Here is a 17474-nt window from a genome sequence, read left to right as displayed (position 1 = left end):
TTAATACTAAAACAAAAAGACTATCGACGATAAACGGATAGTCTTTTTGTTTTTTTGAGCTGCGGTACAACATCGATCACAGTCATTAGGACAATCGGGTCATTCCCCGATACTGAATCGCTTCGGATAAATGAGCGATTTGAATGGTTTGGGATCCATCTAAGTCAGCAATGGTACGGGCTAACTTTAAAATCCGATGGTAGCCACGGGCACTGAGTTTCATCTTGGTATAGACATTTTTCATCAGGGTTTCTTCAGCAGGTCCAAGTTTACAGTAAATCTCCATCAGTTTTGGCGAAAGCTGTGCATTATAAAAAATATCCAGATTCTGATAGCGTTGATTTTGTCGTTCGCGGGCAGCATCGACCCGTTTTTTGATGACAGAAGAGCTTTCACCCTTGGGTTTGGTCTGAAGCTCATCGTAGGTGGTGCTGGGAATTTCCACAAAAATATCCAGTCGATCCATCAGTGGGCCGGATATTTTGCCCTGATAGTTTTTAATCTGTTGGGGTGTGCAGATACATTCATGGGCTGGATCAGTGAGATAACCACAGGGACAGGGGTTCATTGAGGTGATCAGGGTAAAGCTGGCCGGAAAAGTCAGCGAGGTGTTGACCCGGGAAATGGTCACCTCCTGATCTTCGATCGGTTGACGTAAAACCTCCAGAGCTGATTTTTGGAATTCCGGCAGTTCATCGAGAAAAAGCACCCCCAGGTGGGCCAGTGAAACCTCGCCAGGCTTGGGAATCCGGCCACCGCCAACCAACGAAACTTTAGAAATGGTATGGTGGGGAGATCGAAAAGGACGTTGACTAATAATGGCATTGTTTTTCAGGAGTCCGGAAATACTGTGAATCTTGGTGATCTCGAGGGCTTCGTCCATGGTGAGATCCGGCAGGATGGAAGGGAACCCTTTAGCTAACATGGTCTTTCCTGACCCGGGAGGCCCGCTCATCAGACAGTTGTGAGCCCCGGCAGCGGCAATTTCCAATCCCCGTTTGGCCAGATCCTGGCCTCGAATATCAGAAAAATCAATGCTATGACAGTTGTTTTCCACATTCAGAAGCGTCTTATGATTGATCATAAAGGGGTCGATGATGAGTTCCTGTTTCAAAAAGGAAACCGCTTCGTGAAAATCTTTTACGGGATAAACATTTACATTCTGAACCACCGCTGCTTCATGACGATTATCAACGGGCACCAGAATGTTGGTAATGCCGGCTTCTTTAGCCGCCAGTACCATCGGCAAAACCCCATTAACACTTCTAATTTCGCCACTGAGGGATAATTCGCCGATAACTAGAAAGGTCTCGGGATGATCCCAGGAGAGTTGCTCTGAAGCAGTCAGGATTCCCAGGGCAATGGCCAGATCAAAGGCTGGGCCTTCCTTTTTCAGATCGGCTGGAGCGAGGTTAATGGTGATTCGTTCCATCGGATATTTGAAACCATTGTTTTTGATGGCTGAAAAAACCCGATCCTTGGATTCTTTGATGCCGACATCTGGTAGACCGACCAGTGAATAGGCGGGAAGACCCCGGGAAATATCAATTTCAACTGTGACAATAACGCCATTAACACCTAGCAGTCCGCTACTTTTCACCTGTGATAACATAAAAAGTTTACCTCCAACTTATTATGGACATTATACCGGAAATAAACGTAAAAATATAGAGAAATAATTAGATGGTTATGGTATTATGATAAAACAAGTTTAATAATGATAAGGAGGTGCTCATGGAAAAAACGACAAAAGGAAGCTTATATGTGCTTATTGCCATGATGTTATTCAGCACCGGCGGGTTGTTTATCAAGCTGATCAATGCGAATGCTTTTACGATAACATTCGGTAGGGCAATCATAGCAGGTCTTATTTTTTTGCCCATGATTCAATGGAAGAAAATCAAATTTTCAAAATATTATGTCGGTTTGGTTGTCTCGTATTGTTATTTATGTGTGATGTTTGTATTAACAACAAAAATTACAACGGCAGCAAATGCGATTATTCTTCAATGTACGGCACCACTATGGCTATACTTGTTTTACGTGGTCAAAGGGAAAAAAATAACAAAGCGTGATTTGATTCCACGACTGTTTATTTTACTGGGGATCATTCTAATATTAAGTGCGGCTGACGGTGGAAACCCCTGGGGAGATCTGTTGGCTTTAACCAATGGGATTGCCTATGCGGCGGTTCAGTATTTATTAGACAAAGACTATCCAATATCGGATGCTTCAATTGTGGGATTAAATAATTTATGGTTGAGTTTGATCATTTTGTTAACCATGTCGAGTCAGCTGGACTTTACCGGCATCTCAGTTTATGGTTGGTTTGGCTTGGCTTTTCTGGGTGTTTTTCAGATTGGTATTGCTTATCTCTTTCTCTCAGGGGGGGTGCGCCTGATTTCACCATTAAAAGCCTCAATTCTTTCATTGGCTGAACCCATACTCAATCCGATTTTTGTGTTCTTTTTTGTGGGAGAAACCCCATCATTTCTTTCGTTAGCCGGTTTTGCGATCATTCTGATGGGAATTGGCCTGACAATGGTGCCCTCTAAAACGCAGCTTAACGAGATTAATGAGTAGGTCAAAAATAACAATCAAAAAAAACCACAACAGCAAAATGCGTTGTGGTTTTTTTAGTTTAAATTCAGGTTGATTATTCAGGTTGAGGTGCACTTTGCTGCTTGGGTTTAATAAACAGCAGAGCGATCGCAATTACTGCAAAAGCGATCATGGATATATAGAAAGGAAATTTAATATTAACCATCATGTCTACCCCCATAACTCCGGCTAAAAGAGCGAAGAAATAAGCTGAACAGAATCCACCAACGTTCATGGACGCCATTACAATTCCCGAGGCGGTGGGCATCTGACTGGGATGAACAGCTGCGCCCAAATTCATGAAGATACTTGGCATGATAAAACTTAAACCAATCCCGGCGACAGTTGTACCAATGTACATAAAGGCAATGGAATTTCCCAGACCAATACTAACCATGGCGACAGCTATTAAAGCAACGCCTACTGGCATGGTATTACTCTTAAAAACACCGAAGACTTTAGCGAAAATTAGACCTCCCAGCATTCCGCCGACTGTAAACATCGTCAAGACGAGAGCCGCATCACCAGCAGTTCCCATACCACCAGCAGCGATAATTGAAGACATATTAACCAACATGGGGTAAATTAGAACCATCATGAAGAAAATTAAACCGGCAAAAGCAAACACAGCACCGGGTAATTTGGGCTTTGCTTCACCAACGGCTTGAGCAGGAGCTTTTGCTGGCTCAGGCAGGAACAGAACAATCACTAGGGTAATAATCCCTAATCCATGAACTAAAAAGGCATATTCCCAGGAAATCGTTGCCGCAAAACCACCGAGTAATTGGAAAAGAATTCCTCCAACGTTGCCGACGACACCGCTGAGACCCATCATTTGAGCTCGAACCTCACCATCAAAGAAAGCGATAATCAGTGCGGCGCCCAAAGGCGTAACAATCCCCAGTCCAATACCGAAGATGGCTCGAACGATCAGGATTGCCGTAAAACTGGAAGCGGTCATAAAATAGGGAGCCATACCACCGCCGATAAAGAGAATCATACCAACGATTAACAGGGTTTTGTATTTTACAACACTACCGGCAAGGCGACCAGAAATCAGGGTTGCCGGAACAGACATCAAAACTGCCAGTGTCGACACAAGTAAAAGAGTCGTAAATGGAACATCTGGGAAAGCGGCGGCAATATTGGCGATTGCCGGTGTGATGGTACCAACCCCCATTTGGACAAAGAAAACTGATAATACAGCAATTTTTAGGAACGTATTGTTTTTCATAAGTTCACCTCTTCATAAAGATATCTTCCAGAAATCAGACTGGAAGTTTCAATTATACCCAGCCCTGATTTTTGAGATGGGTATATAGCCAGCAATCCGTAAAAATAAAATGTTTGGGCATGAATGCTAATGTGATTTAAACGTTTGCTATTTGGCTTGGTTCAGATAGGATAATAGCAAGGGTGTTGTAACATGAATTCTTTCAATCCTCCTTCTTAAATTGGTGTGCAATTCACCCCCCAAAAGCACTATTTTCAATCACTGAACCATATAATCGTTTGATACAGCTGGATGCTGATTCAGTGATCAATAAGTTATACAAATACAATATTAGTTACGTTTAAGTGTATGATGATAATAGCATGCAAAATCGGGTTTGTCCAGCATTATTTGTGAGAAAAGCAATAGATTACGAAAATATACGGAAATAAGTACATTAATAAACGTTTAAACAATAAATTGTTAAAATTTTACAGTGATTTGCGAAATAGTGAGATGGGTTGTTAGATCTATTTAGTCGAAAAGTTAATTGTAATTAAAAATATATAAAGAAAGAGCATAAAAAAACAGCGCCATGTTAAGCATGACGCTGTAAGGAGACAGGAAAAGCCAGAATAAAGGATGCGATCAGATAATGTTAAAATTCTTTTCGATTCGTACGGTGAACATTTTTTCGATTTCGTAGGACTCGTTAATCACCTGTTTAATGAGAGTGGGATCAAGACCCATATTGTTCAGCAACAGATGAATACTGGAGTTAATGAAATCTTGAGAAGAACAATCAATAAGCCCGGCATCATAAGCAAGATTAATACCTTGTGTAGCGCCGGCGCTGGCAAACGAAATAAAGGCAATTTCAAAGTCGCTGTAGTGAAGGTCGCAGCTTTCAGCCAGATTGCGGTAAAAATCGGTGACCACACTTTGTTCCTTGTAGAGAACATTTTCTCCCAACAAATCGTAGTAAAATCGACTGAAATTTTTATTGAATCGCATATTGTTGTTCAATACCCGCCATTCGATGGCTGTTTGAAGTAAAAGGGTTGTTTCGATCCCTAATTTGTAAAGATTTTCGGTAACCTTTGCTTTGATAGTCGACATGAGTTCATTATATAATTCAATTCCAAGGCCGCCTTTTGAGCCATAATAATAATTGATCAGACCAACATTCGCCCCAGATTCCTTGGCAATCTTCAGACAGGTGGTGCTGGTATAGCCATATTCATAAAACAAGGCTTTAGATGCCTCATAAATCTTTTCCTTGGTTTCTTTACCAACCTTGTATTTTCCCATTTTATACTCTCTAATTCTATATTTTAGTAATGTGCAAAAATGCGTAAGATATAATTAAAGCATATCATATTTCTTTGTGAAAAACAAGACAAAGGAAGCTAAAAAAACTTTCTTGATTTAATTGGCGTGATCAATTCAATTCGTTCAGAATTTAGTTTTGAGCTAACCATTGATGGTTAAAAGCGATGGCTTTTCGAACCTGTTCTTCGGCCGGTCCGCCAATAATATTTCGTTGATTGACACATACACTTAAATCGATGGCAGAAAAAATAGATTCATCAAAAACGGGTGAGACACGCTGGTATTCTTCCAGGGTCAGTTCATCCAGACTTTTTTGCTGCTCCAGCGCAAAAAACACTAGTTTGCCAATGATTTCATGGGCATCACGAAAGGCGACCCCATGTTTAACCAGCCAATCAGCGGCATCGGTGGCATTGGAAAATCCGCCGGCGGCTGCCTTTTTCATCGTTTCCTTATTAACGGTCAGGGTTTTGATCATTTTGGCAAAAGTGATCAGGCAGATTTTAATGGTATCATAGGTATCGAACACCGGTTCCTTATCCTCCTGCATGTCTTTATTATAGGCGAGGGGAATCCCCTTCATGGTGGTCAGCAGGCCCATCAGGTTGCCATATACCCGGCCTGTTTTTCCCCGCACCAGTTCGGCAATGTCCGGATTTTTTTTCTGAGGCATGATGCTACTGCCAGTACTGAAGGCATCATCGAGGGTGATGAAATTAAACTCGCTACTGCACCAGAGGATAATCTCTTCCGAAAAACGGCTGAGGTGCATCATTAAGACGGAAGCCGCTTCAAGGAAATCAAGGCAGAAATCACGGTCGGAAACCCCATCAAGACTGTTCAGCGAAACAAAGGCAAAGTCTAATTCTGCGGCAACGGCGGCCCGATCCAGTGGATAGGTAGTAGTTGCCAAAGCACCTGAACCCAGCGGTAAGGTGTCAGCCATCGCTTTGACCTGGGTCATTCGGATCATATCCCGCTTAAACATTTCCACATAAGCCATCAGATGATGGGCAAAAGTAATGGGTTGGGCCCGTTGCAGATGTGTATAGCCGGGCATGATGGTGTTGGTATGGTCATCAGCAAGATCTAACAGGATCAGAATCAGGTTGCGAATCAGAGCCTTGCAGTCATCAGCAATTTCCTTGACATAGAGGCGCATGTCGGTCGCCACCTGATCATTTCGGCTTCGGCCGGTATGGAGTTTTTTGCCGACATCACCAATCCGTTCAGTCAGAATGGCTTCGACATTCATATGAATATCTTCCATTGATACCGAAAACTCAACGTTTCCGGCTTCGATATCGATAAGAATCGTTTCTAACGTTTTGATGATCAGTTCAGCTTCGTTGGGATCAATAATATTCTGTTTTCCAAGCATTCGGGCATGAGCAATACTTCCAGTGATGTCCTGCTTGTACAGACGTTGATCAAAGGAAATCGACGAGTTGAAATCATCAGTTAAAAGGTCGGTTTTTTTAGAAAACCGACCTCCCCACATTTTTTTCATTTTATTCTATTCCCCTTTTTCTTCGCGGCTAAGTCGCATTAAAGCACGAACCTTGAGCGGTAAGCCAAATAAATGGATAAATCCTTCAGCGTCCTTATGATCATACAGATCACCAGTGGTAAAGCTGGCAATTTCAGCATTGTAGAGTGAGTAAGGCGAGGTCACACCAATGAGAATAATATTACCCTTATATAATTTTAAACGAACATTTCCGGTAACTGTTTTTTGGGTTTCATCCACAAAGGCTGTTAAGGCTTCCCGCAGGGGTGTGAACCATTCGCCGTTGTAGGCCAGTTCGGCAAATTTTACCGCAGCCTGTTGTTTAAAACCAAAGGTTTGGCGATCAAGACACATGTGCTCCAATTCTTCATGGGCTTTGTAAAGGATTGAGCCGCCGGGAGTTTCATAAATTCCCCGGGATTTCATCCCCACCACCCGGTTTTCAATCAGATCAACGACACCGATGCTGTGACGGCCACCAATAATATTGAGTTGTTCAAGCAGTTCTCGGCCAGTCATTTCGCTACCATTCAGTCGGACGGGAATCCCCTGTTCAAAGTCTAGACTGACAATTTCAGCTTCGTCTGGCGCTTCTTCCAATGGGGTGGTCATTTGCAGTAATTTTTTATATTGTGGTTCCAGGGAAGGATCTTCCAGTTCCAGACCTTCGTGGCTCATATGCAGAATATTTTTATCCCGGCTATAGCTGTTGCTGATCGACATCGGTACCTTGATATCATGCATGACACAGTAGTCCATAGCATCTTCCCGGGATTTAATATCCCAAATTCGCCAGGGAGCAATGATTTTTAACTGCGGTGCTAAAGCACCAATAGTTAGTTCAAAACGAACCTGGTCATTTCCCTTGCCAGTGGCACCATGACAGATGGCTTCAGCGCCTTCCAGTTCAGCATATTTTACCAGCACCTTGGCAATCAAAGGACGGGCCAGGGAGGTGCCCAATAAATATTTTTTTTCATAAATGGCATCAGCCTGAAGAGCAGGCCACACATAATCTTCGACGAATTCGTCGGTTACGTCTTCAATATATAGTTTGCTGGCACCAGAAGCCAGAGCTCTTTCCTCAAGACCGTCGAGTTCAGTACCCTGTCCCACATCAACACACACAGCAATAACATCATAGTCATAGGTATTTTTAAGCCATGGGATAATGGTTGTGGTATCCAATCCCCCGGAATAGGCAAGAATTACTTTTTTCTTCAATTTTATATCCTCCTGATAATTATCTCGTTTGTATGATCAACTTAATTACATGAATGATTATACAATCATTTCAAATGAAAAGCAAGTATAAAAAGAAAATAATTCGAATATATTTATAAATATACATAAAAACGCTTGATTATGCATAAAATAACGAGTATAATACAAAAATAATAGATGATATATTTAAGAAACTAACAGACAGACTTCATATAGTTTGGTAAAATAAATATTTAAAGAGTTTACTTGGATAGTATAAAAATAGAATACTAAGATTGTAGATAAACCACATCTCGACTTTATTTGTAGGATTGTGTAATCCGGTTTGCCTAAACTCTTACTATTCTTAAACAAAGACATTTAAGAAAGGAAGTAAAATAAAATGATTAAAGCATCTGTTATCGGAGGAACTGGTTATGCCGGACAGGAATTGATCCGTATTTTAATGCGGCATCCTGAAGTAGAAGTGGTGACAATCGGAACCAGAAGCTTTTCCGGACAAAAATTCAGTGATATCTATGGAAACTTTCAAGGTATTACCGATCTCGTTTGTGAGGCAACCGACATCAAAGAATTGGCAGAGAAGTCGGATGTGGTATTTTTGGCCTTACCCCATGGAATTGCATCCAAAACCGTTACGGCGGAGGTGCTCACAAAAACAAAGGTCATCGATCTGGGGGCTGATTTCCGGATTAAAGATATCGATGTATATGAGGATTGGTACCAAACCGAGCATTTTAACCATTCATTACTAAATGATGCGGTTTATGGATTATGTGAATTGCATCGAGAGGAGATAAAAAATGCTCAGCTCATTTCGAATCCTGGCTGTTATACAACGTGCAGCATTTTAAGCCTGGCACCATTAATTAAAAATAATCTGATTGATACGGGCAGTATTATCGTCGATGCCAAATCAGGGGTAACTGGAGCTGGCCGGGGAACAGTTACCGAGTTGATGTACTCCGAGTGCAATGAAACCATCAAGGCTTATAAAATCGGTTCCCATCGACATACTCCAGAAATTGAGCAGGAATTGCGGCTACTAAATGGTCAGGATTTTAATATTCTGTTCACCCCCCATCTGGTTCCAATGAATCGGGGCATTCTGGCCTTATCCTATGCTAAATTAATCGCTGACCTGCATCTGGATGAGCTCAAAGCGATTTACCGTGAATTCTATCACGATGAATATTTTGTCAGAATTCTTGAAAACCGGATGCCGGAAACCCGCTGGGTGAAAGGAACTAATTTTTGTGATATTGGGTTGACCATTGATCCCAGAACCAACCACGTCATTGTCGTAGGAGCTATTGATAACCTGATTAAAGGAGCCGCCGGGCAGGCGGTACAAAATATGAACATCTGTTTTGGACTGGCTGAAAAAACCGGTATCGACTTTATTGCCGATTTCCCCATTTAAATAAGCAGTGACAAATCAGTTAATAATGGTGTGATATAAGAATATAGAGTCCGTACCGACAACAGATTAGCAGTTGGTCGGTATAACAGTTTGGTGAAAACCTGACGGATCAGAGACGATTCATTAAAATACAAGGAGTAAAGACATGAAACTAATAAAGACAGGTGGAGTGACAACACCTCTGGGTTTTAAAACCGGGGGAATCAATTGCGGCATTAAAAAAAATGAAAAAAATGATCTGGCAATGATTTTTTCAGAGGTACCCGGGGCAACCAGCATCATGACAACCACCAATGTTGTAAAGGCTGCGCCGATTCTCTGGTGTAAAAAAGTCATGAATAATCCCTACAAGCAGGCAGTGGTGGTCAACAGTGGCAACGCCAATGCCTGCACAGGACAAAAAGGCGAGGAAGCTGTAGCAGCTACAGCCAACAAAGCGGCAGCGGTTTTAGGGGTGCAACCGGAGGATGTGCTGATTGCTTCAACTGGGGTGATTGGGGTGATTTTACCGGTGGAAAAAATCTTGTCTGGGATTGAGCTCTTGGGAGCAAAATTAGGAAGTAGCCAAGAAGACGGCGACATTGCTGCCAATACGATTTTGACCACCGATACAGTAAAAAAGACCATTGCCGTCGAGGTGGAAATCGGCGGTAAGTCCGTAAAGATCGGCGGCATGGCCAAGGGCTCCGGGATGATTCATCCCAATATGGCGACGATGCTGTCCTTTGTGACGACTGATGCAAATATTGAACCAGCCCTGCTTGATCAGTTGCTAAAAGAAACCACTGTCGATACTTACAATATGATCTCTGTGGATGGCGACACCAGTACCAATGATATGGTTACGGTGATCGCCAATGGATTAGCGGGTAATCAGCCTCTGCAGGAAAATACTCCGGATTATGAAATCTTTAAAGAAGCTTTTATTTACGTGCACAAAACCCTGGCAAAAAAAATCATTCGCGATGGCGAAGGCGCTTCCAAGTTTGTGGAAGTGGAAGTTCGTGGGACAAAAACCAAAGATGATGCCCGCAAGCTGGCTAAATCGGTAATCACATCCAGTCTGGTCAAAACCGCCTTATTTGGGGAAGATGCCAATTGGGGTCGGGTGCTCTGTGCCTTGGGCTATTCCGGGGCTGAATTTGATCCCTTGAAGGTTTCCCTGGTTTTTTCCAGTCAGGCTGGGATGATTACCCTGTTAAACGATGGTGCCCCGATTGCCTTTGATGAAGATGAAGCGAAGAAAGTGCTGTCCGAAACAGATATTTATATTGTGGTTGAAATGGAAGAAGGCGATGAAAAAGCTGTGTCCTGGGGATGTGATTTGTCCTACGATTATGTCAAAATCAATGGCGATTACCGAAGTTAAATAGAAAAGAGTAAATAATGGAAAAATATATTGAAAAGGCCAAGATTCTGATCGAAGCTTTGCCCTATATCCAACAGTTTAAAAAGAAAACCATGGTCATTAAATATGGTGGCAGTTTTATGTATGATGAGGCCAGAAAGCAGTCGGTGATGGATGATATTTCGCTGATGCGTCTGGTGGGCATCCGTTTGATCATTGTTCATGGCGGCGGCAAAGATATTTCCGGAATGCTGAGTGACTTGGAAATCGAGACCGAATTTGTCGAAGGGTTGCGGATTACCAATGAAAAGGTGGTCGAAATTGCCGAAATGGTCTTATCCGGAAAAATCAACAAGGAAATTGTCCAGCTGCTTCAGAACCGTGAAATGAATGCTGTCGGCCTTTCAGGAAAAGATGGCGGGATGATCAAGGTAAAGAAGAAATTTGTTAATAATCTGGACATCGGTTTTGTTGGGGACATTATCCGGGTCGATAACCGGCTCTTGAATACCCTGTTAAAGGACGATTATCTGCCGGTGATTGCGCCGATTGGCACGGATAAAACCGGCCAGAGCTACAACATCAATGCTGATCATGTAGCGTATGCCATTGCCAAAGCAGTTAAAGCTGAAAAGCTGATTTATCTAACGGATACCGATGGGGTCTATATGGATCCGGACAATCCGGATTCGATTATCAGACGGTTGTTTGCTGAAAATGTGCCAAAGCTTATTGAAGAAGGGATTATCTCCGGCGGGATGATTCCCAAAGTGGAAAACAGTGTCGATGCCCTGAATCAGGGGGTCAATTCTGTGCATATTTTAGACGGGAAGGTGGAACATTCAATGCTACTGGAATTGTTCACAGCCGCTGGAGTCGGGACGATGATTCGTCGTTCTATTATATAAGGAGGACAATATGGATTTAATAACACGAGGAAACAATGTGATCATGGAAACCTATAAGCGTTTTCCATTGGTTTTTGAGAAGGGTCAGGGTTGTATTTTAACCGATAATAATGGCAAAGAGTATCTGGACTTTGTGGCTGGGATCGCAGTTGATGCCCTGGGTCATTCCCATCCGGGTCTGCTCGCAGCAATGCAGGCGCAGATGGAAAAACTGGTTCATATTTCCAATCTTTACTGGTCCGAACCGGGCATTGAACTGGCCGAAATGCTGACCAAGGCCAGTGGCCTGGATAAGGTTTTCTATTGTAACAGCGGCGCAGAAGCCTGTGAAGCGGCTTTAAAACTGTGTCGGGTTTATGGTAAGCTTAAAAAAGATGAGGAAGCGGTGGAAATCATTGCCATGAATCAATCCTTCCATGGCCGAACCTATGCGGCCATCACTGCCACGGGTCAACCTAAATACCAGCAAAATCTGGAGCCTTTGATGCCGGAGATTTATCATGTGTCTTATAATGATATCGAGGCACTAAAGGCGCAGATCAGCCCCAAAACCTGTGGGATTATTTTAGAACCGATTCAGGGCGAAGGGGGAATCTATCCCGCCGATCCGGACTATTTAAAAGAGGTTCGAAAGATCTGTGATGAACAAAACATCGTGCTGATTTTTGACGAGGTGCAAACGGGGATTGGTCGTTCAGGGAAATTGTTTGCTTACCAGCAATATGGTGTTGTACCGGATGTGGTGACGATGGCAAAAGGCTTAGGGGGCGGGGTTCCCATTGGTGGCATCATTGCCAAAGACCATGTGGCCGAAGTCTTTACCCCGGGAACCCATGCATCCACCTTGGGTGGCAATCCTTTTGTGACGGCCACCGCCAAATATGTGATTGAAACCCTGACCGCACCGGGATTTTTTGAAGCGGTCACGGAAAAAGGGGATTATCTTAAAGCCCAACTGGAAGCCTTAAAAAAAGAGCATCCGTCTATTAAAGAGGTGCGTGGTATGGGATTGATTGTGGGGGTTCAGATTGATGCCGATTTGGGGGCTATCGTTGCCAAAGCGATGGAAAAAGGCTTACTTTTGATTACCGCTGGTAGCAATGCCATTCGTTTTGTACCACCGCTGGTGGTCACAAAAGAAGAAATTGATCGGGCCGTGCAGATTTTTTCTGAATGTCTATAAAAAATGGGACAAGTCGTCCCGTTTAGACTGTCAAAAACGATAATCGGATACAGACAATCGTTACTTCATGTTGTGACCAGGGGGTCAGACCCCACCCATCGGAGCGGATACGGTATTGCCTGTCCGATTCTTCGCGCAGGCAGTCGTCAAGAAAATGCTTACTTGTAGCTAGCGACTGCCTGCGACCAATGCGAAAGAAGCGCAGCGGATTTCGCGTGGCGTAGCGAACAACCGATTAATAATTGGTCGGTATGGCCGTTTATAGACAAACGCGACGGGGGTGGCCGCCCCGTTATTTTATTGTTTTTTTAATATGATAGTTGCCGTAGTACCCTGATTGATTTCGCTGTTTATGATCAGTTTACCCCGATGAATACTGACAATGCTCTCAATGATCGATAATCCCAGGCCCGAACCGCCAGTAGTCCGGGAACGGTCGCGGCTGATGCGGTAAAAACGTTCCTTGATTTTGTCAAGCTCGGCGGCGGGGATCCCACAACCCGTATCACTGACGATGATTTCATTTGTGGTTTTACTATGGACTCGACAGCTCAGGGTGATGATTCCACCAGCCGGAGTGTATTTGCGGCTATTGTCCAGCAGACCGCGAATCGCCTGAATCAACAGGCCTTCATTACCCCGGACAAAGGCATGGTCACAGGATTCCATGAGATAGTGATGATCCGGATCAATCATCTGACACTGGAAAAAAATCTTCTCAAGTAGTGCCGAAACATCCAAGAGCACAAAATCTTCATCAAAATAATTGTTTTCAATTCGTGTTATCAATAGTAAATCTTCCACCATCTTATTCATCCCCTGAATTTCATCCTGAATCGCTTCAATGGATTCATCCCGGAGTTGCGGATCATTTTTGCCCCAATCGGATAAAATATCAATATAACCCTGAATCACTGTCAGGGGAATCCGCAGTTCATGGGAGGCATCAGAAACAAAGCGCTTCTGGTTATTAAAAGCGGATTCCAGTTTTTTGATCATCTGGTTTAAAGATATGATCAGCTGATCCAGTTCATCTTTGTTGCCCGTTTCTTCAATCCGTACATTTAAATTATTTTCGGTGATATTTTTAGCAGTTTCAGATATTTCAATCAGCGGTTTGAGAGTTTGCTTGGTTCCATAAATTCCAATCAGGATAATTGCGATCAAGCCCAGGATACTAATTGAAATCATCAGGACAAACAAGGTGGTCATAAATACATAACTGTCATTGAGGTTTTTGATAATCTGGAGATAGATAATATCGCCATCTTCCAGCACATAGTAGGATCCCAGATAATAGTATTCGATCTGGTTGTAACGCAACGAGTTTACGGTAATGGCTTGATCGTTGTCATCATTGAAGCTGAACTCGAATAGATGAAAATTATACTTATCGAGGTTTTCAGCAACCAGCAGATCTGTCAGGATTTCGGATGATTGATAGAGATTGCCCTGGTTATCCTTGAGTTGATAGGCAATCAGAGAATTATCCTTGACATAGGGATAAAGCTTTTCAGAGATGAATTCCAGTCGCTGATCTGTCGGTAAGCTGAGTAGGGTGGACATGTTCTCGTCCAAGGTATTGATGACGTAATTGTTAAACCGGATCATTGTCGCTTTACTTTCGTTTAAAATAAGTTGTTGGGAGAAAAAGAAGACCATTAAAAATGAAAGTGTTAATACAGCCGTCAAAGCCAGAATAAAAAAGAATACAATTCGATGATATATTTTTAGCGGCTTTTTACGACCGGGAATATTTAGCTTATCGAACCACATAGCCCCGCCCCCGAACGGTCTGGATCAGTTTTTCATCAAAATCCCGGTCGATTTTATCCCGCAGATATTTAATATAAACATCGACAATATTATCGCCGCCGTCATAATCAAAGCCCCAGACTTTGGTAAGGATCTGTTCCCGGGACTGAACCAGATCATGATTCAAAACGAGATAATAAAACAGATCAAATTCGGTTCGGGATAAACTGATTTCCTGGGATTGGCGCTTAACGTTGAAGGCATCCAGGTCGATCTCAACATCTTTAAAAATCAAATGGCTGTTTGGTGCGGATTCAGGAGTGTTTTTTCGGATATTGGCTTTGATTCGGGCCAACAGCTCATCAAAATTAAAGGGTTTTGTTACATAATCATCGGCGCCCAGGTCAAAACCAGCGACCACATCACTGGTATCGTCCTTGGCGGTCAATAAAATGATTGGCAGGTGATGATTTTGGCTTTTGATATATTTAAGGACATCATAACCGGAGACCTCCGGTAGCATTATGTCAAGCAAAACCAGATCAAAGTTGGGATGTTGATGATAGGCTTCGATCCCTTCCCGGCCGGTAAATGCCTTAACCGTTTCAAAACCGGCATGCTTAAGCTGTAGTTCAATGATTCGGGATATTTTCTTATCATCTTCAATAATGAGTATCTCTTTCATGGGAACCTCCATAATCAATCGATAAATAGAAAGATAAAAGTTGTACCAACAATGACTTGGGAGTCAGACCGGGTGACAATTGATCAATACCGGGTCGGCACGTTTGGTTTCGATTATTCTAGAATAATACCACATATTCTTTGTTTTATATAGCTTTAAGATTTTGGCTCTATAATTAATCTGTTAGCTTATAATCAAAATTCAAAAGGTGGAAGGAGTCGCTTTATGCGTATATTATTTGTAGAAGACGAAAAAAAAATAACCGATGCACTCCAGGAATTATGTAAAATACAAAACATCGATTGTGACATTGCCAACGATGGGGAGGAAGGTCTATTATTTGCACTGAACCCTATTTATGATGTCATTGTTTTAGATATTATGCTGCCGATCAAAAGCGGCATTGAAATTTTGCAGCAGATCCGGGATCAGGGCATTAACACCCCAGTTTTGATGCTGACAGCCAAAGGAACCATTGATGACAAGGTCAAAGGTTTGGACTTGGGTGCTGATGATTATCTGATCAAACCATTTTCTGCCAAAGAGCTGTTTGCCCGGATTCGGGCTTTGGGCCGTCGTCCCGATCATGGGATTAAAGGTGAGACGATTGTTTTTGAAGATGTCAGTTTTAATACTAAAAAGAATATTCTGCAAACAGAAAACAAAGAATTCAAGCTGTCAGTTAAGGAAGCGAAGATTTTGGAAATGTTGTTAAAGCGACCCAATCAGGTATTTACCCGGGAACAAATCCTGGATCGGGTGTGGGGATTTGACAAAGAAGTCAATGAAAATAATATTGAAATTTATGTTCATAACCTGCGAAAAAAAATTGTCGATACACAGGTTAAAATTGATACCATTCGAGGGGTAGGATATACGCTTGGGAAAAAATAGGTTGGAGAGTTAAGGCTCATGTTTAAAGAAATTAAGCGAAAAATTACCATGTTCAATACCCTGATACTGGTTATTTTCATGTTTATGTTTATCTTTCTGCTGGGTTTTTTAGTAAACTGGAGTCTTACACTTTCCGGAGAAATGTATTTGACTACGGTGGCCAAGGAAATCATTTCAAACAATGGGCAAACAATTGCTCAACCGATCAATTCAGGGGATTCGGTGCATGACAAATTTGGTTATCAATTTATCATGTGGGACAGCAGTCATGTTGTAAAATCGATGAAGGTCGAAGACCGCAATCTGATTATGATGGGGTATGAGCTGGCGATCGAAAAAAAGGACACTCCGCAGTTTAATTTACTAATTTCGGACAATGTCGAGTATCGCGTTTATACCCTGCCTTATTCTAATAATTCCAACGACTATGTGCTCCAGGTCTTTCAGCAAATTTCAACGGAACGATCGATTATTGCCTATGTCATTTCATTTTTGTTTTTAATTGGCTTAGGATCGATCGCGGTGTTGATTCCGATCAGCTATTTTTTAGCTGGCAAATCGCTACAGCCGATTAAAGATACTTTTGAGGATCAGAAGAAATTTATTGCCAATGCGTCTCATGAACTGCGAACCCCGCTTACGGTTATTCAAACCAATGTTGAGGTGTTAAAACTCAAAGAGGATGAACAGATCAAGGATAACATGAAGTGGCTCAACAACATTGCCAGCGAAGGGGAAACCATGGCCAAACTCATTTCTGAGTTATTGCTGTTGGCTCAGGCTGAAAATCAGCGCTTGGCCATCGATAAGGAAGTATTCGACATCTCCTCGATGTGTCAGCAAATGGTTGAGCTGATGACCGAACTGGCCAACGAAAAAGAAATTGAGCTCAGCGAGAATATTTCTCCCGGAATTCAATACCGGGGCGATGAAGAACGACTCAAACAGGCGGTGCGGATTTTAGTGGATAATGCCATTAAATACACACCAGTCGGCGGAAAGGTTCAATTATGTCTGGTTCAGGGAAAGCGGCATCTGGTGATCGAGGTTAAGGATACCGGAATCGGCCTTACAGACGAAGAGAAGGCTAAAGTCTTCAGTCGTTTTTATCGGGTCGACGATGCCCGAAACCGTGAAACCGGCGGTGTTGGGTTGGGCTTGAATATTGCTGATTATATTGTTAAAAAACATAATGGCAAAATAAAAATTGACTCCATCCCAAATAAAGGAAGTACCTTTTCAATTGTTCTACCCAAGAGTAATCAAAAGCCGGATTCAAAGAAAAATGCGATTAAAGGGGACACCCTGCAATAGATAGTAAATATAAATGACCAGTAACAAAAGTTCAATTTCTTTGTTGGCATTAAGATCATCCCGAATTTTCGGGATGATCTTAAA

14 protein-coding genes are annotated in these 17474 nt (G+C 42.5%); 7 read left to right on the top strand and 7 right to left on the bottom strand.

Annotation, left to right across the window (positions count from 1 at the left end):
- Window positions 1-85 precede the first annotated feature (85 nt).
- Complete coding sequence (locus Q7P33_RS05460; protein ID WP_303868191.1) at window positions 86-1612, bottom strand: YifB family Mg chelatase-like AAA ATPase; 1527 nt, start codon at window positions 1610-1612, stop codon at window positions 86-88.
- 122 nt (window positions 1613-1734) lie between these two features.
- Here Q7P33_RS05460 and Q7P33_RS05455 point away from each other — a divergent pair, with 122 nt between their 5' ends.
- Window positions 1735-2583 carry a DMT family transporter gene (locus Q7P33_RS05455; RefSeq protein ID WP_303868188.1) on the top strand — a complete coding sequence of 283 codons (849 nt, stop codon included), beginning with the start codon at window positions 1735-1737 and terminating at the stop codon, window positions 2581-2583.
- A 73-nt stretch (window positions 2584-2656) separates the two neighbouring features.
- Here the strand turns inward: Q7P33_RS05455 and Q7P33_RS05450 are convergent, their stop codons facing one another.
- The 4 genes from Q7P33_RS05450 to Q7P33_RS05435 form a co-directional block, all read right to left on the bottom strand.
- Entirely contained in the window at window positions 2657-3835 is a 1179-nt protein-coding gene (locus tag Q7P33_RS05450; RefSeq protein WP_303868185.1) for an MFS transporter, read from the bottom strand.
- A 627-nt stretch (window positions 3836-4462) separates the two neighbouring features.
- On the bottom strand, window positions 4463-5125 hold the full coding sequence (locus Q7P33_RS05445; RefSeq protein WP_303868182.1) for a TetR/AcrR family transcriptional regulator: 663 nt from the start codon (window positions 5123-5125) through the stop codon (window positions 4463-4465).
- Window positions 5126-5276: 151 nt separating this feature from the next.
- Window positions 5277-6656: an argininosuccinate lyase gene (argH, locus tag Q7P33_RS05440; protein ID WP_303868181.1), complete on the bottom strand. Its 1380-nt coding sequence runs from the start codon at window positions 6654-6656 to the stop codon at window positions 5277-5279.
- Window positions 6657-6662: 6 nt separating this feature from the next.
- The gene (locus Q7P33_RS05435; protein ID WP_303868179.1) at window positions 6663-7880 is read right to left on the bottom strand and encodes an argininosuccinate synthase; all 1218 of its coding nucleotides are present in this window, start codon (window positions 7878-7880) and stop codon (window positions 6663-6665) included.
- Window positions 7881-8262: 382 nt separating this feature from the next.
- Here Q7P33_RS05435 and argC point away from each other — a divergent pair, with 382 nt between their 5' ends.
- The 4 genes from argC (at window position 8263) to Q7P33_RS05415 (ending at window position 12742) form a co-directional block, all read left to right on the top strand.
- Complete coding sequence (gene argC, locus Q7P33_RS05430; protein WP_303868177.1) at window positions 8263-9303, top strand: N-acetyl-gamma-glutamyl-phosphate reductase; 1041 nt, start codon at window positions 8263-8265, stop codon at window positions 9301-9303.
- Between the two features lie 145 nt (window positions 9304-9448).
- A complete protein-coding gene (gene argJ, locus Q7P33_RS05425; RefSeq protein WP_303868174.1) occupies window positions 9449-10672 on the top strand; it encodes a bifunctional glutamate N-acetyltransferase/amino-acid acetyltransferase ArgJ in 1224 nt (407 codons plus the stop codon).
- Window positions 10673-10689: 17 nt separating this feature from the next.
- Window positions 10690-11559, top strand: a complete 870-nt coding sequence (gene argB / locus Q7P33_RS05420; RefSeq protein ID WP_303868171.1) for an acetylglutamate kinase — start codon at window positions 10690-10692, stop codon at window positions 11557-11559.
- A gap of 10 nt (window positions 11560-11569) precedes the next feature.
- The gene (locus tag Q7P33_RS05415; protein WP_303868170.1) at window positions 11570-12742 is read left to right on the top strand and encodes an acetylornithine transaminase; all 1173 of its coding nucleotides are present in this window, start codon (window positions 11570-11572) and stop codon (window positions 12740-12742) included.
- A gap of 297 nt (window positions 12743-13039) precedes the next feature.
- On the opposite strand, the gene Q7P33_RS05410 is transcribed toward Q7P33_RS05415, so the two are convergent.
- Both Q7P33_RS05410 and Q7P33_RS05405 read right to left on the bottom strand, forming a co-directional pair.
- The gene (locus Q7P33_RS05410; RefSeq protein WP_303868168.1) at window positions 13040-14518 is read right to left on the bottom strand and encodes a cell wall metabolism sensor histidine kinase WalK; all 1479 of its coding nucleotides are present in this window, start codon (window positions 14516-14518) and stop codon (window positions 13040-13042) included.
- Window positions 14505-15182: a response regulator transcription factor gene (locus tag Q7P33_RS05405; protein ID WP_303868165.1), complete on the bottom strand. Its 678-nt coding sequence runs from the start codon at window positions 15180-15182 to the stop codon at window positions 14505-14507. The genes Q7P33_RS05410 and Q7P33_RS05405 overlap by 14 nt, the downstream gene beginning before the upstream one ends.
- A gap of 225 nt (window positions 15183-15407) precedes the next feature.
- On the opposite strand from Q7P33_RS05405, the gene Q7P33_RS05400 reads away from it, so the two are divergent.
- Both Q7P33_RS05400 and Q7P33_RS05395 read left to right on the top strand, forming a co-directional pair.
- A complete protein-coding gene (locus Q7P33_RS05400) occupies window positions 15408-16076 on the top strand; it encodes a response regulator transcription factor (protein WP_026394376.1) in 669 nt (222 codons plus the stop codon).
- 18 nt (window positions 16077-16094) lie between these two features.
- Window positions 16095-17390 (top strand): cell wall metabolism sensor histidine kinase WalK, encoded by a 1296-nt coding sequence (locus Q7P33_RS05395; RefSeq protein WP_303868159.1) that lies wholly within the window; start codon window positions 16095-16097, stop codon window positions 17388-17390.
- The last annotated feature ends 84 nt before the right edge of the window (window positions 17391-17474 follow it).

This window comes from Acetobacterium wieringae, from assembly GCF_026646375.1.
Classification (GTDB): domain Bacteria; phylum Bacillota; class Clostridia; order Eubacteriales; family Eubacteriaceae; genus Acetobacterium; species Acetobacterium wieringae_A.
This window is presented reverse-complemented; position numbering and strand designations above follow the sequence as displayed.